General features: G+C 50.6%; 11 protein-coding genes. All 11 read left to right on the top strand.

The genetic code is table 11. The annotated features are described in order from the left end of the window. Nucleotides 1–58: 58 nt before the first annotated feature. The 11 genes from NIES2104_RS15465 to NIES2104_RS15415 all read left to right on the top strand — a co-directional run bounded on the left by NIES2104_RS15465 (nucleotide 59) and on the right by NIES2104_RS15415 (nucleotide 15267). Nucleotides 59–2212 (top strand): xanthine dehydrogenase family protein molybdopterin-binding subunit, encoded by a 2154-nt coding sequence (locus tag NIES2104_RS15465; protein ID WP_058999180.1) that lies wholly within the window; start codon nucleotides 59–61, stop codon nucleotides 2210–2212. Between the two features lie 241 nt (nucleotides 2213–2453). Continuing rightward, nucleotides 2454–3803, top strand: a complete 1350-nt coding sequence (locus NIES2104_RS15460) for an APC family permease (protein WP_058999179.1) — start codon at nucleotides 2454–2456, stop codon at nucleotides 3801–3803. A 49-nt stretch (nucleotides 3804–3852) separates the two neighbouring features. Beyond that, nucleotides 3853–4551 (top strand): cyclopropane-fatty-acyl-phospholipid synthase family protein, encoded by a 699-nt coding sequence (locus NIES2104_RS15455; RefSeq protein ID WP_058999177.1) that lies wholly within the window; start codon nucleotides 3853–3855, stop codon nucleotides 4549–4551. 100 nt (nucleotides 4552–4651) lie between these two features. Further along, nucleotides 4652–5830, top strand: coding sequence for an XdhC family protein (locus NIES2104_RS15450; RefSeq protein ID WP_072218075.1), 1179 nt, complete (start codon nucleotides 4652–4654; stop codon nucleotides 5828–5830). A gap of 42 nt (nucleotides 5831–5872) precedes the next feature. Then, entirely contained in the window at nucleotides 5873–6487 is a 615-nt protein-coding gene (locus tag NIES2104_RS15445; protein ID WP_059001784.1) for an NTP transferase domain-containing protein, read from the top strand. 383 nt (nucleotides 6488–6870) lie between these two features. Continuing rightward, nucleotides 6871–7179: a hypothetical protein gene (locus NIES2104_RS15440; RefSeq protein WP_156426966.1), complete on the top strand. Its 309-nt coding sequence runs from the start codon at nucleotides 6871–6873 to the stop codon at nucleotides 7177–7179. Nucleotides 7180–7308: 129 nt separating this feature from the next. After that, a complete protein-coding gene (locus NIES2104_RS15435; RefSeq protein ID WP_058999173.1) occupies nucleotides 7309–7998 on the top strand; it encodes a DUF2808 domain-containing protein in 690 nt (229 codons plus the stop codon). A gap of 376 nt (nucleotides 7999–8374) precedes the next feature. Further along, nucleotides 8375–9973: a cell wall metabolism sensor histidine kinase WalK gene (locus NIES2104_RS15430; RefSeq protein ID WP_082690009.1), complete on the top strand. Its 1599-nt coding sequence runs from the start codon at nucleotides 8375–8377 to the stop codon at nucleotides 9971–9973. Then, complete coding sequence (locus NIES2104_RS15425; RefSeq protein WP_058999171.1) at nucleotides 9879–10544, top strand: response regulator transcription factor; 666 nt, start codon at nucleotides 9879–9881, stop codon at nucleotides 10542–10544. Before NIES2104_RS15430 ends, NIES2104_RS15425 begins: the two co-directional genes overlap by 95 nt. 139 nt (nucleotides 10545–10683) lie before the next feature. Then, nucleotides 10684–12078: an efflux RND transporter periplasmic adaptor subunit gene (locus NIES2104_RS15420; RefSeq protein ID WP_058999169.1), complete on the top strand. Its 1395-nt coding sequence runs from the start codon at nucleotides 10684–10686 to the stop codon at nucleotides 12076–12078. Nucleotides 12079–12084: 6 nt separating this feature from the next. Continuing rightward, complete coding sequence (locus NIES2104_RS15415; protein WP_058999167.1) at nucleotides 12085–15267, top strand: efflux RND transporter permease subunit; 3183 nt, start codon at nucleotides 12085–12087, stop codon at nucleotides 15265–15267. The last annotated feature ends 15 nt before the right edge of the window (nucleotides 15268–15282 follow it).

The raw sequence follows: 15282 nt of genomic DNA, 5'->3' as shown, positions 1-15282 counted from the left end.
CGCGTTCTGGCTCGTCGATCGGAGATATGAGCAAGATCAAATTGAGGTTAAGCAAGAGATGAAACGCAGAAAGTTGATCGGTGAGGCGACAAGCCGGGTTGATGGAATCTCGAAAGTGACCGGAGCGGCAAATTACGCGACTGATCACAAAATTCCAAACTTGGCATATGCCGTGATTTTCAAAAGCGAGATTGCCGCTGGGACAATTTCGGAGATTGACCAAAGCGCGGCAGAACAATCAGCGGGAGTTTTGGCGGTCATCACTCACAAAAACGCGCCTAAGCTGAATTTGAAAGCAAACGCGCCCGATGCGAGACCGGATAGCAGCATCCGTGGCGGGGCGTTGCTGCAAGATAATAAAATTGAGTTCTATGGGCAGCACATCGGTGTCGTTGTTGCTGAAACCTTCGAGCAGGCGCGGGCTGCGGCGCGTTTAGTGAAAGTTTCTTACCAAAAGTCGGCAGCGAAAATTGAGTTTGAAAAACATATCAATGAAGCGGTAGTTCCCACAGGGAAAGAATTTCAGGACGACGGGCGCGGCGATCTCAATACAGCTTTTCAATCCGCCAAATTTAAAGTCGAAGCGGTTTACGAAACGCCGATCGAGCATCATCACCCGATGGCTCCACACGCGACGATTGCCGTGTGGGAAGCCCCCAACAAACTGACGCTTTACAACGAAGCGCAGGTTGTGAACGGCGTGCAAAGAGCGGCGGCAGGGACGCTGGGTTTGCCGCCGGAAAACGTCCGTATTGTTACGCCCCATGTCGGTGGCGGTTTCGGCGCGAAAGGCTCTCAGTGGAGCAATCTGGTGATAGCCGCGATCGCGGCTCAAGCCGTAAAGCGTCCGGTTAAACTTGCTCTTTCGCGCCAGCAGATGTTCAACTCAGTGGGACTGCGGCAGAGAAATCACCAGCGCCTGCGTCTAGCTGCGACCCAAGACGGTAAACTCACCGCGATCGGACACGACACAACGACGCACACCGCCACAACTGCCGAATTTCTCGAAGATTGCGGCGAGGGCGCAAAAATTATGTATGACTCGCCGAATTCGCTAGTGACCTACCGCGTTGTGCCCATGAACATTATCCTGCCGACTTTCACCCGCGGTCCGGGTCAATCCACGGGCAGCTTCGCGCTCGAATCGGCAATGGATGAACTCGCCTATCAGTTGCGCCTCGACCCGATCGAATTTCGTCTCCGCAACGAGCCAGCGCGAGACCCATCAAACGGCAAACCCTGGTCGTCGCGTTCGGTTGTGCAATGTCTCACCAGAGGCGCAGAAGTGTTTGGCTGGAATCGGCGCAGACTGGAGCCGCGCACCGTTCGGCAAGGCAACTATCTGATCGGCTACGGGGTCAGCAGCGCCACCTACCCGGCTCGAACGCGGGACTCGTCCGCTATGGTCAAACTCACCCGCAAAGCCGCGGATGTGCGTGCCAGCGTTGAACTTGCGGCATCAGATTTAGGCACAGGAACCTACACGATCATCGCGCAAACGGCGGGCGAACTGCTCGATTTGCCGTTAGAAAAAGTCACCGTCAAAATCGGCGATTCGAGTCTGCCGCCCGCCGCTGGTTCAGTCGGATCGTTCGGTGCCGCCAGCTTCACCAACGCCGTTTACGCCGCGTGTGGACAACTGCGTCAAGAACTTCAGGCGAAATCAAACCAGCAGTGGGCGACTCCGCCAACTCTGGTACAACTGATGGAAGCCGCCAAATTGAGCGAATATCAAACGCGGGCAGATGCAAAACCATCACCTGAGGCGGAGAAGTATTCTTCGCATAGTTTTAACGCCAATTTCGCTGAAGTCTGGGTCAATGAAGCAACTGGGATGGTCAAAATTCCGCGGTTCGTTGCCGTCACGGGCGGAGGGCGCGTCCTGAATCCAAAAGCGGCGCGATCGCAGATCATCGGCGGTGTCATCTGGGGCATTGGAATGGCGCTGACGGAAGAATCCGTTATCGAACCGCGCTACGGCAATTTCATCACCCGTTCGTTTGCCGATTATCATGTGCCAGTCAATCTTGACATCGGCGAGATCGAAACTGTTTTTGTGACAGAAGAAGATAAGATAGTCAATCCAATGGGCGTTAAAGGACTCGGTGAAATCGCAATCTGTGGTGTGGCAGGCGCAGTGGCGAACGCGATCTTTAACGCGACGGGCAAGCGCATTAGAAATTTACCGATTACGCCTGACAAGTTGCTATGACTAACAGGGCGGATACGGTGTTGACACGACGAGCAATTGCTTGAAGACACGACAAGCTATAGCTCCAGACACCCACATAAAAACTTTTTCATCTAGGATTTAGCCGTAATTTATCTTCACCTCTGAAACTGGATAGTGTAAGGCAAATAAACCTTACTGAAGAGCGGCGTTTACTGACTAGAAAGTTTAAATCGTGTCTTGATTGAAGCCGATTGCTGTTACCGTACTCTAGGTTGAAAACGTGGATAAACTTCATTCTCCAACATCACCAGTCATTCAAAGCACAACAGCCCCAAAGCCTACCTTAGGTTTTGTAGATGCTGTCGCGCTGATTGTGGGAGTCGTCATTGGTGCAGGCATCTTTGAAACTCCTGCCCTGGTCGCAGCCAGTTCCGGGAATGCAACGTCGCTGATCCTGGCATGGGTCGCTGGAGGAGGTATCTCTTTGATTGGCGCACTCTGCTTTGCAGAACTCGCAACCGCTTATCCAAATGCGGGGGGTAACTATTACTATCTCAAACGCGCCTTTGGTTACAAGATTGCCTTTCTATTTTCCTGGGCGAGGATGGTGGTGATTCAACCCGGTTCCATCGTGCTCTTAGCCTTTGTATTAGGTGACTATGCGACTCAACTCCTACCGTTAGGTGCCTACTCCTCTTCACTCTATGCCATTGCTACGGTCGCGTTATTTACAGGACTCAACCTGCTCGGCATTCGCCAAGGCAAAGGGACTCAAAATGCCTTAGCAATCGTAGAACTTCTCGGCTTACTTTTGATTATTGCCGTGGGTCTGGTTTGGACACCCAGCAATCCCGCTGCAACCTCTGTAGAACCAGCAGCCTCTACCAACTGGGGTTCTATCCTGATCTTTGTGCTGCTCTCTTATGGCGGCTGGAATGAAGCGGCTTACATTTCGGCTGAGCTACGGCAGATTGAGCGCAACATGGTGCGATCGCTGCTTTGGAGCATTGGCATCATCAGCACCGTTTACGTCTTGCTCAATCTAGCCTACCTGCACGGAATGGGGCTGAGCGCAATGGCACAGTCTGATGCGATTGCTGCTGATTTGATGCGACAGGCTCTGGGGGAACCCGGTGCGCGATTGATCAGCGTACTGGTGGCGATTGCTGCGCTTAGTTCCATTAACGCCACTATCTTGACCGGAGCACGGACGAACTATGCTCTAGGACGCGACTTTCCCCTTTTCTCAGTCCTCGGACGCTGGCATTCAGAGTCCAACACTCCTACCTCAGCCCTGCTCGTACAGGGAGCGATCGCATCGGTTCTGGTGCTGCTCGCCACCTTGCAGCGGCAAGGCTTTGAGGCGATGGTGGACTATACCGCGCCTGTCTTCTGGTTTTTCTTTCTGCTTACCGGGTTGTCGCTGTTTGTATTACGGAAGCGGGAGCCGCACATCCTTCGACCCTTCCAAGTGCCGTTCTATCCCGTAATTCCGTTTCTGTTTTGCTTGGTTTGCGGCTACATGCTGTATTCCAGTCTCAGCTTTACCGGAGTTGGTGCCTTAGTGGGGGTAGCTGCTTTACTGGCAGGCATTCCAGTTTTGCTGATCGCTCGTCGTTCTATGGTTTGAAATGCTTGATTCTAGACCTCAAACAACATTAAGACAAAGGAGACCTTGTATGAAATCGCAACGAATGCTCAAAACATCAATGCTCAAAACATTGGCAGTCACGATCGGGTTAGGAAGTTTTGTCCTGACAAGTTGTGTCCCTCAATCGACAGCAGAAGCACCCGCGCCAGGATCTTCTGTGGAAGCTCCTGCTGCTAATCCCTCCACTGCTCCATCTCCTCAAATCTCTCCTAATGCACCAGCACAAGGGGTGGTCAGGCGGGATGTACCCTATGTTCCCACACCTGAGGCAGTTGTGAGACGAATGCTAGAACTGGGACAGGTGGGATCAGATGATGTGCTTTACGATCTGGGTAGCGGAGATGGACGGATTGTGATCACGGCGGCTCAGCAATATGGTGCTCGTGGTGTTGGGATTGATATTGACCCGGAGCGCATTCAGGAAGCCAACGCCAACGCCCAAAAAGCAGGTGTGACCGATCGCGTCAGGTTCCGCCAGCAAGACCTGCTTCAAGCTGATTTTAGCGAAGCAACGGTCGTGACGCTCTATCTGCTGCCTGAAGTCAATCTCCGTCTGCGTCCTCAACTGCTAAGGCAACTGCGACCAGGGACACGCATTGTTTCCCACGCATTTGATATGGGCGATTGGAAACCTGAGCAGGTTGTAGAAGTTGATGGACGCACCATTTATGTCTGGACGGTTCCAGAACAAGTTCCAGAGAACTTACGGCGAGCGCCACAAGGATAAGTGTAAGAGCTGCTAGTCCCCGGACCAGCTTTGAGCAACGACTGTTTGGTACTAGCAGCTCTTATACACGAACAATGACTCAACATGAGGAAAAAAACAGATGCGAGAATTGCAGGCGATCGTTGAAACATACAAGCAAACCACACATTCGGATCAGAGAGCTGCGCTGGCTACAGTGGTTAAAGTGAGCGGCTCAACTTATCGACGACCAGGGGCGCAGATGTTGATCACGCAGGATGGTCACAGTGTGGGAACGATTAGTGGCGGCTGTCTAGAACATGATGTGATGATTCGATCGCAGCAAGTCATCGCAACGGGTAACGCTGCGATCGTCGAGTATGACAGTACTTCTGATGACGATATTATCTGGGGACTGGGACTAGGATGTAATGGAGTTGTTTACATTCTGATTGAATGTATTGAACTCAAACATGAACTTAATCCGTTAGCATTTATGGACCAGTGCTTACATCAACAGCAAGTCGGAGTTCTGGCAACGGTGTTTTCAGTTGAAGAGCAAGCAACCCTGCTCGGCAATCATTTGATGCTCTCTCCCAGACGTGCAGTGTATAGCGACATTGAAGACAGTAATCTGCGTCAAGCAGTTCTAGCTGATGCTCATTTTGCTTACATAAATCAACAACCCGCCAGCAAATCTTATTCAGTGGCAGGAAGTGTTATCGAAGTTTTCTTCAATGTGATTCAACCCCCTGTGCCGCTCGTTATTTTTGGAGCAGGTCATGATGTCAGTCCTGTTATGCAGTTTGCTAAAGCACTGGGTTGGCACGTCACGGTTGTCGATCCGCGTTGTTCAGAAGCTTCTCTAACTCGATTTCAAACCGCAGATTGTGTGCTGCTAGTTCGTTTAGAAAACGTGCATGAGAAAGTCGCCCTGAGCGATCAAACGATCGCGCTGGTGATGACTCACAACTATCTCTATGACTCAAAGCTGCTTCAGCTATTGCTTCCGTCTCCAGTGCGGTATGTTGGAGTGCTGGGTCCAAAACACCGAACCGATCGATTGCTGCAAGAATCGCGGGCTGAAGGCAGAATCTACGGTGAGGTACAACTGGAGCGGTTGTATAGTCCGGTTGGTATCGATATCGGAGCGGAGACATCAGAGGAAATTGCCCTGGCGATCGTCTCTGAGATTCAAGCAGTTTTAGCCAGTCGATCAAGTGGTTTTCTAAGAAACCGCCAAGCACCCATTCACGATCGGGTTAAACCTAAGCCTCAATCCAATGTTGTACAGATAGACGAAATGCTGATGAATGTCTAACAAAACAGATGCTGTACATCTCAACCAATGCTTGATAGACAAATGAGTGATTTCTCCACGATCGGGATTGTCATTTTAGCCGCAGGTGCATCGACTCGGTTAGGCACTCCGAAACAACTTCTGCAATATCGAGGTCGGAGCTTACTGCGTCATACCGCAGAAATAGCGCTTGCCTCAGGTTGCCAACCGATTGTTGTAGTGCTGGGCGCACAGTCCGAACAACTGGAGGCAGAAGTGCAGCAGTTGCCAGTTACTACCATTAGGAATAGTCGCTGGGCTGAAGGCATGAGTTCTTCGATTCAAACAGGACTGAAGACATTGCGATCGATCGAGCCAACTATCGAGGCAGTCATTATCTTGCTGTGTGATCAACCGTTTGTTTCTGTCTCGCTAGTTCATCAACTAATTGAGGCATACGATCGTACAGGCACGCTGATTGTTGCCTCAGAATACGCCGATACGCTGGGTGTACCTGCGCTCTTTAGCCATGCTTTGTTTCCAGTGCTGATGACACTGCAAGCCGATCGAGGGGCAAGGTTTGTGATTCAAAATCATGTTCAAGCTGTCGCTCGTATACTGTTTCCATTAGGTACGGTTGATATTGATACGTCCAGTGATTATGAACAACTTCTACACACGATCGCAGAGCAACACTGACTTGAATCAGCAAATCATACCGCTATCACCAACATAAAAGTTTTTTCATATAGGATTTATCCGTGATTTATCTCAACCTCCGAGACTGAATAGTGTAAGGCAAATAAACCTTAGAGGATGTTTGAAAAGTTGTCGTTCGTTGCAACGTCCCGCCCTGAAATAAATTTCGGGCTAATCGACGCAAGTCCATTGAAATGGACTAAGAACTTGAAAATGGCTCCTAGTCTACTTCAGTAGACTTTCCACGGTTAGCCCGAAATTTATTTCAGGGCGGGACGCAATCGAAGCGAAGAGACTTTTTATACTTTTCAAACACCCTCTTAGACAACAAAGAAATCGCTTTGGTAATCGAATCAAACAAAGGATTCAACCAGGAGAATATCATGAACCGTCTAATGCTTACTGGTTTCTCTGTTTTCGCTCTAACGATCGCTGCCCCCTGTGTGCAAGGCACAATCGTCGCCACACCTCCGGTACGCGACAACAACCCTCAAGTCCCTAACAGCCCTTTGATTGATGACAGACTAGTGAATGCAGCCAGACTCCCCTCTGGTGACAACAACCTGAGCGATCGCGGCAACCGCACTGTTGAGACCAGCAATATCATCGCGGTTGGATATCTACCGGGTGACCGTAATCCTCAAGACCCCAACAACCCCACGGGCGACAGCAGCCAACTGAGCGGTTGCTAAATTTCACGGGCTGGGGCAGTCCTACATGAGATCTAACGGCTTTCTGCTATCTTCCTCCAATCCGAATAACCATGGCTCTTCTTAAAGTCCACCCTGTCATTAACCATTTATTTTGCAAGGAGATTAGCTATGCAATTCCACACATTTACAATTCCTGCCACTTTAGCAGTCACAACCGTCTTAAGTATGCAACTGCTGTCTGTCGCCACAACTAAATCCGATCTCATCAATCAACTTGACTCACAACCAGATCTACTGCAAGTCGTTGTACCTCGACCAGATCTACCTCGACCAGATGCATCTCAGGTCGTTGCACCTCAAGCAGTTCAACCCAAAGCAAACACTGAAAGCACTGAGGCTGGACAAACGTCCTTTAGTCGTCCTCCAACGCTCATTCAAGTGGTACCTTCTCGACCTGAAACAGACACACCTTCTACCTACGAATTCACCCTAACGGTGCCCCAAGATGCTCAGCGACCGCTCAAAGCGGTGACAATTGTCCAGGATGAAAATGCAGAAACTATCGAATTTGATGTTAGCAGCAGTAAAGCCTATACCGGCACACAGCTTACAGCCAATTCTGAAATTCGTTTGGCAAGCGTTGGTGGTCAGCCTGCTAACCCAGGCGAAGCAACAATTGTGTTTGACCAACCCGTTTTGCCTGGTAACACTGTGACGATCGCCCTTTCAGCCCAGAAGAATCCATCTGGGAGTGGCGTTTACTTGTTTGGTGTTACTGCTTATCCAGATGGAGAGAACGGGCTAGGGCAGTTCTTAGGCTATGGACGTATCAATTTCTATGGCAACATAAACCAATGACCATGGGTCAAATAACCTGTAATTCTGCGTAGGATACCGTTAGCCGCAACGTATCAAAGTCTAGAATTGATGGCGTTACGGCTAGCCCCTAACACATCCTACCTACAGAATTCGGTGTTCTCGGTTTTAGCAGTTGTTTTTTAACACTTAACTAATCCATCTCAAGCTGAGTAAAGCAGCTCTCAAATAGTTTGTCGTTCATGCCCAAGGGTAGATAACCCAGCAATTAAAATCATTTACTTTTGTTGTAACATAACTGTTTAACTCAAGTACGGCTACTCTGCTGCTCAAGCCAATCATATAAAAATACTTCTCGTATCAAGTGTATAGCGCGTATCACAGTCGCAGAATATCAATGCAGTATTGGAGTATCAGGATGAAACGCCATCGTTCTTCAGTCGATCGTCACTCTCACAGTCTGGTAAAGCATTCCCAGCTAGGGCACTGGCGGCGATTTTTTAGCAAAGCAACAACCCGTATTCTCGCTTGGTACTTCATACTAACCGCCTGCTCTGGTCTGGTGGCGATTCTAGTGACTCGTGAAATTTTCTGGCACCGTATGGAACAGCAGGCAGAACAGACCATGCTTCGCAAAGTAGAAGTGTTTCGCAGCATCACCCGAAAACAAAATTCAACGGCTCAACCACCTTTCAGCGACGATCTTGCTGCTGCTTTAGATATGTACTTCTCGCGTTACTACTATGTTCCTGCCACGGTGGAAGTAGCTGATTCAGCAATTGCCGTGATCGACGGAAAGATCGCCCGTAGCACGCCTCAAACGCGACTGGATTTGCTAAACCAAAGACCCGATCTCATCAAAGATTGGTCACAGCTAACTCAACCGCGTCACGGCGAAATTGCGTTCGTCAATGAATCCTGCTGGCTCTATAGAGTGGAACCCATCCAGCTAGGAAACAAGCAAGCAGGTGTACTAGTGATTCTCTATAACAACGCAGTCACCACAAGGCAAACCAATAATGCAGTACTAATCGTCTTTGAGGTCGCTACGGTCGTCTTCATTATCGCAGCGGTGATCGCCTGGAGAACAGCTAGACAGGTGCTGGCTCCGCTGCGGATGCTCACTCAAACGGCGCGTTCCATCACCGAGTCAGATATGACTCAGCGCATTGTCGTCAAAGGCTCAGATGAAATTGCTGAACTGACAATTACCTTCAACGAAATGCTCGATCGACTTCAGCTTGCCTTCAATAGCCAACAAGAATTTATTCGAGATGCCGGTCACGAATTGCGAACCCCGATTACGGTCATTCAGGGGCAGCTAGAGATGTTGAGCTACCGACCAGAACGACAACCGCAAACCCTCAAGCTGGTGATGGATGAACTCGATCGCATGGGGCGACTGGTAAACGATTTGCTGCTGTTGGCAAAAGCAGAACGTCCTGATTTTCTTAGACCTAAGCCAGACGAACTGGACTGGCTGACCGAAGAGCTTTACCTCAAAGCCAGACTGCTAGCAGATCGAGACTGGCAGCTAGAATCTAAGGGACTCAGTCCCGTAACACTAGACCGTCAGCGATTCACACAAGCCGTGATGAATCTGGTGCAAAATGCGGTGCGTCATACCCAGCCAGGAGATACGATCGCGATTGGTTCGACCAGCAAGAACGGGTATCTGCATTTCTGGGTCAAAGACACGGGAGAAGGCATTGCGCCTGCCGACCAAGAGCGGATTTTCCAGCGCTTTGCCCGTGCGACCGATATTGATCAAGACGATCGCTTTGAGGGAGCAGGTTTGGGACTAGCGATCGTGAAAGCGATTGTTAACGCACACGGAGGCTGGATTGAGCTATCCAGCCAGCTCGGTTACGGTTCTACTTTTACCCTAGTCATGCCTTTAATCGCCAAGGAGATTGCTACTGATGAATCGGATTCTCATCGCCGAGGACAATCCTCACATCACCGACTTTCTGGAAACCGGACTGCAAGCGAACGGGTTCACAACCCTGGTGGCTAAAGATGGTCGTGAGGCAGCAAGCCTGGCGTGCAGCGAGGATTTTGATTTGATGATTCTCGATCTGGGACTACCTGGCAAAGACGGCTTAGTGGTACTCAAAGAGTTGCGCGGTCAAGGCGAATCGTTGCCCATCATTGTGCTGACGGCGCGGGATGGCGTTGAGGACACGGTAGCTGGACTGGAGGGGGGTGCGGATGACTATGTTACCAAGCCGTTTCGCTTTGAGGAACTGCTGGCGCGAATTCGAGTCCGGTTACGAACTCATCACTCTTCTAAAGGGCAAGAAACACTACTGCAAGTCGGAACTGTGGCGCTCGATCTCAAAACTCGACAGGTCTGGGTGGGCGATCGACTCGTTGATTTGTCAGCCCGCGAATGCTTTTTAACCGAAGTCTTTCTGCGGCACCCAATGCATGTGTTGAGCAAAGAGCAATTGCTGAATCACGTCTGGGGGTATGACTATGATCCAGATTCCAACATCGTCAATGTGTACATCGGACATTTACGCAAGAAGCTGGGCAGCGATCGAATTGAAACGGTGAAAGGGATGGGGTTCCGTTTCCGTCCCTAAAAGAAACTTTCTGCATAAACGTCAAGTATCAGCAATCAGCAGCTAGATAGCTACGCTCACAGTGTGAGGGATTGCAAGATGTCTCACACTGTGAGCGCAGCGGTTCAATGTCGATCTTTTGGTGAATTAGAGAGGTATTATGAGCGCATCTGAATCGCAGTTCCCGTCTTCGGATTCACAACCGAATTCGCAGTCTGATTTACAATTGAGTTCGCAAACTGATTCATCAAGCAGTCCTCAGTCTAGCCCTAGTCCATTCCGCTTTAAGAAGCCTTGGGTATGGGCAATAGTGGCGCTATCTCTGATGACGGGTGGAGTTACAGCTTGGCGTTGGATTGCTTCTACCAGTGGAGCAGCCCAACCTACTCAGTCTCCTCAAACACCGCCTCGTACCGTAGAGGTAACGAAACTTTCACCAGGAACTGGGGTAAGACCGATCGAACTGCTAGGGCAGGTTGAGTCTACGGCACAGGCAACGGTGCGTGCTCAGACCAATGGTGTGATTCGACAAGTGCTGGTACAACCAGGCGATCGAGTTACGGTTGGAACACCGATCGCGATTCTAAATGACAGTGATCAGCAGTTGGCGCTGGCTGAAGCTCAAGCGGAGCTTGCTGAGGCACGCAGTAATTTGGCACGATTGGAAGTTGGCACTCGCCCGGAAATTATTGCTCAACGTCAGGCTGTGGTGCGATCGGCTCAAGCACGAGAACGAGCCGCCGCAGATAATTTCAATCGGATCAACAGCCTGGTGCAACAAGGGGCAGCCGCTCAGCGTTTATTAGTGGAAACACAAGCCGTTCTGAATGATGCACAGGGTGCACGGCTATCCGCCCAAGCTGAGTTAGCCGAAGCCGAAGCGGGTCCCACTGCCGAAGAAATCGCAGCACAACGAGCTACGGTTACGGCGGCTGAAGCAGGGGTTAATCAGGCTCGATTAGCTCTGCAACGGACTCAAATTACCGCACCAACAGCAGGCGTAGTGCGAGAGCGTCGGGTGAGTCCCGGAGACTATGTCGAAAGCTCAGGGGAAGTGACGACGCTGGTGGCGGGCGATCGACTGGATGTATTTCTGGAATTACCGGAGGAGTTGAGCGGCAGAATTGCCTCTGGACTACCGATCGGGCTGAGTGCCCGTGCTTTACCGCAATGGCAAGGACGCGCCACGCTGACAGGCATCGTGCCATCGGCTGATTCGGCATCTAGACGACAGCGCGTTCGGGTGCAACTCAACAATCCACCGCAAGGATTACTATCTGGGATGGCGATTACAGGTCGCTTAGAATTGCCATCCAACACGCCTGGTTTTGTAATCTCGCGAGATGCCCTGACGCAACGGCAGGGTCGGTGGTATGTCTTTACGGTTACCAATGGCACTGCTACTCAAGTTGAAGTAGAACTCGTGTCCGATATGGGTGAACGAGTTGCCATTGCGAATCAACAACTGCAAGCGGGTCAGCCGATCGTGGTCCGCGGCGGCGATGGATTGCAGAACGGTGCCGCCGTTCAAGTGAGAGAAGCAGGAAGAGGTTAAGCGATTATGAATTTGATTGAAGCATCTGTGCGTTGGCGGCACGGAACATTCGTGCTGTTTGTTTTGCTGGCGCTACTCGGAATTCTGGCACTGCTGAATTTGCCGCTAGAGTTGCAGCCCGGTGGCGATCGTCCTGAAATTACCATCACTACTCCTTATTTGGGAGCGGCTCCGGTCGAAGTCGAAGAGTTGGTGACGCGCTCGATCGAAGAACAAATGGAGCAAGTTCAGGGTGTTCAGGAAGTCAGCAGCATCTCTCGGACGGGCTTGAGCGTGATTACATTGGAATTCGAGGAGGGCAATAACCTGAACGATCGCCTCGTTGATGTCATCAATCGCTTACAGCAAGCAGACAGTTTGCCAGAAGAAGCCGATGAATCGAATGTGGAATTGGTCGGGGGCAATAGCTCTCCGATGATGTGGATACCCATGCAGCCGAAAGCGGGATTTGAAAGTAACCCTGACCATTACCGCGACTTAGTAGAAGAAGTGATTGTGCCGCGATTGCGACAAGTGAATGGCGTGGGGCAATTTGTCACAGCCGGTGGACGACAGCGTGAAGTCGAAGTGCTGGTGAATCCGCAGGCGCTAACGGATCGCAACCTGACGATTGGAGATGTGGTGCGGGTTTTGCAGGAAAACAACCGCGATATCCGAGGGGGTCCGCTGGAACTAGGTCGGCGTGAATATCGGGTACGGACATTAAGCCGATCGCAAGAAGTAAAGCAAATTGAAGCATTTATTCTCCGGCGTGATGCGTCTGGCACGGTCTATTTGCGGGATGTGGCAACCGTTCAGATGGGACGCAGAACCAGGGATAGTGCGCTCGTCTTTAACGACATGGAGACGGTTGTAATCGGCATTGTTCGACAAGTGGGTGCGAATGTGCCGAACGTCGCTAGAGGAGTGCGATCGGCAATTACAGAACTGGAAGCCCAGTTTGACCAGGAGGGAGAAGGGATTCAGTTTGTCTACAATTACGATGAGAGCGAATACATCAATCAAGCAATTGCGTTCGTGCAAGGCAACCTAGTTTCAGGAGCATTGCTGGCAACGGCAGTTTTGCTGTTGTTTTTGGGTTCCATGCGAACGGTTGCTGTAATTGCCTTAACCATTCCCACATCGTTGATCATGACGTTCACTGTGATGCATTTATTTGGTCGCACATTGAATATCATCAGTCTGGCAGGTTTATCCTTTGCAATTGGGATGATGGTCGATAATGCCATTGTCGTAGTAGAGAACATTTTTACCCACATGCAGCAGGGTAAGCAGCCACTGCAAGCTGCGGTTGACGGGACTCAAGAGGTGTGGGCAGCCATGCTCGGCTCAACGCTCACAAACGTCGTGGTTTTCGCTCCCTTGGTCATGGTGACGGGAGAAGTAGGACAGTTGTATGTCGATATGGCAATCACCCTGTCTTTCTCTACAATGTTCTCACTGTTTGCCGCCTTTACGCTGGTTCCGATGCTCTCTGGCTTATTTCTCAAGCAATCGGAGGCACTGCAAATGATCACAGGTGGAACCTATCGCGGGGGCAATTGGTTAGAGCGATCGGTAGCAAAAACTTCAGCCGTCTTTCGAGGATTTCAGGGCAGACTGGAAGCCATAGTATGTATGACGGTGAGTTGGTCACTCGGACGCGGACGACTCAAGCGACGGTTATTCGTTCTGGCGATTCCAATCGTACTCTTGGTGACGAGTGTCTTACTGTTGCCACCCGCTGATTATTTGCCCGAAGGCAATCGCAATAACCTGCTTTGGCGCAATGAGCCAATGCCTGGAACCAATTTGCCAGAAGCGATTCGCCAGTCGCAACCTGTCCGAGACTGGCTCAAATCGCAACCCGAAGTTGAGCGGGTACTGCATGTCGATCGTCCTGGCGGAAATCGATCGATTAACGCGGTGCTTAAACCAGAGTTTGCGACCACCAGTGGTTTATCGAGCATGATCGATCGGATGCGAAGTGTCAGCAGTCAGTTTGCAGGCTACCGCTTTTTGGTGCCATCGCGATCCTCAATCTTTCGCGATCCGGGGAAAGAGTTTGAAGTGGATATTATTGGTACCGATTTAGAGCGGTTGAGTCAGCTTGATCAGCAGGTGATCGGGCAACTGCGATCGTTAAGTGGGATTCAAAACGTGCGTTCAAACTATGCGTTTGGGGCAGGTGAACTTCAAGTAATTCCTAATCGCGAACGCTTAGCCGAAGTGGGAGTGGCTGAAGCAGATGTGGGAACTGTTGTGGAAGCCTCGCTGGGTGGACGGATAGCGTCTGAATTTGTGGATGGCAATGAAGAGCTAGATGTCTCGGTTGAACTTCAGGATACCTTTGTGGAAACCCCTGAACAGTTGCGCCAATTGCCACTTTACTCCAACAGAGGACAGCGCCTTCAACTCTCAGATGTCGCTGAGGTGCGGGAGACGACCGGTCCTGATGTCGTCAACCATGTGGATTTAGATCGATCAGTGACATTGATTGCTACACTGGCTGCTGATGCACCTTTGGGTCGATTGGTGGAGCAAGCAGAAACGCAGGTACTTGCTCCCCTACGGGCAAATCTTCCTCCGGGTTATCGAATTCAGCTAGCAGGTTCCGCAGACCGTTTAGCTACCGCTGTATCTCAGTTAGCTTCTGCCTTTGCGTTATCTCTGTTGATTACCTATTTGCTGTTGGTTGCGCTCTATCGTTCGTTTCTTTACCCCTGGGTGATCATGGCAACCGTTCCAATGGGAATGACGGGCGCGTTGCTCTGCTTAGTTCTTGCTAACAGCATTCCAGGTGTCATTGTGCCGCTGGATATGATCACAGCACTGGGATTTGTGATTTTAACAGGCGTAGTCGTCAACAATGCGATTTTACTCGTCGATCGCGCCCTTCAGCTTCAAGAAGAGGGAATGGACTACGATGAATCGCTTTATGAAGCTACACGCGATCGACTCCGTGCTATTTTCATGGCGGCTGGAACCAGTGTGTTAGGAATGTTACCGCTCGCTGTTTTGCCAGGTCAGGGAACCGAGTTATATCAGGGATTGGGGATTGTCTTAACTGGAGGATTAGCGTTCTCCACGATTCTTACCCCAACTGTCGTTCCTGCCTTGATGGGGTTGTTGCAGGACATTTCGGGTCGTAAGTCAAAGCCACCCAGCCAGCGCCAAGCCTCAACTGAAGCAGCGATAACGACCCGTTAATGTGATTTGTACAAT

Origin of the sequence: Leptolyngbya sp. NIES-2104 (assembly GCF_001485215.1) — a bacterium.
Classification (GTDB): domain Bacteria; phylum Cyanobacteriota; class Cyanobacteriia; order Leptolyngbyales; family Leptolyngbyaceae; genus Leptolyngbya.
Note: the sequence above shows the minus strand (reverse complement) of the source record. Positions and strands in the feature narration are given on the sequence as shown.

What these genes read in the sequence shown, in the direction of transcription:
- NIES2104_RS15465 (WP_058999180.1), top strand. Translation starts at nt 59, where the DNA reads ATGAAACGCAGAAAGTTGATCGGTGAGGCGACAAGCCGGGTTGATGGA.
- NIES2104_RS15455 (WP_058999177.1), top strand. Translation starts at nt 3,853, where the DNA reads ATGAAATCGCAACGAATGCTCAAAACATCAATGCTCAAAACATTGGCA.
- NIES2104_RS15450 (WP_072218075.1), top strand. Translation starts at nt 4,652, where the DNA reads ATGCGAGAATTGCAGGCGATCGTTGAAACATACAAGCAAACCACACAT.
- NIES2104_RS15445 (WP_059001784.1), top strand. Translation starts at nt 5,873, where the DNA reads ATGAGTGATTTCTCCACGATCGGGATTGTCATTTTAGCCGCAGGTGCA.
- NIES2104_RS15440 (WP_156426966.1), top strand. Translation starts at nt 6,871, where the DNA reads ATGAACCGTCTAATGCTTACTGGTTTCTCTGTTTTCGCTCTAACGATC.
- NIES2104_RS15435 (WP_058999173.1), top strand. Translation starts at nt 7,309, where the DNA reads ATGCAATTCCACACATTTACAATTCCTGCCACTTTAGCAGTCACAACC.
- NIES2104_RS15430 (WP_082690009.1), top strand. Translation starts at nt 8,375, where the DNA reads ATGAAACGCCATCGTTCTTCAGTCGATCGTCACTCTCACAGTCTGGTA.
- NIES2104_RS15425 (WP_058999171.1), top strand. Translation starts at nt 9,879, where the DNA reads ATGAATCGGATTCTCATCGCCGAGGACAATCCTCACATCACCGACTTT.
- NIES2104_RS15420 (WP_058999169.1), top strand. Translation starts at nt 10,684, where the DNA reads ATGAGCGCATCTGAATCGCAGTTCCCGTCTTCGGATTCACAACCGAAT.
- NIES2104_RS15415 (WP_058999167.1), top strand. Translation starts at nt 12,085, where the DNA reads ATGAATTTGATTGAAGCATCTGTGCGTTGGCGGCACGGAACATTCGTG.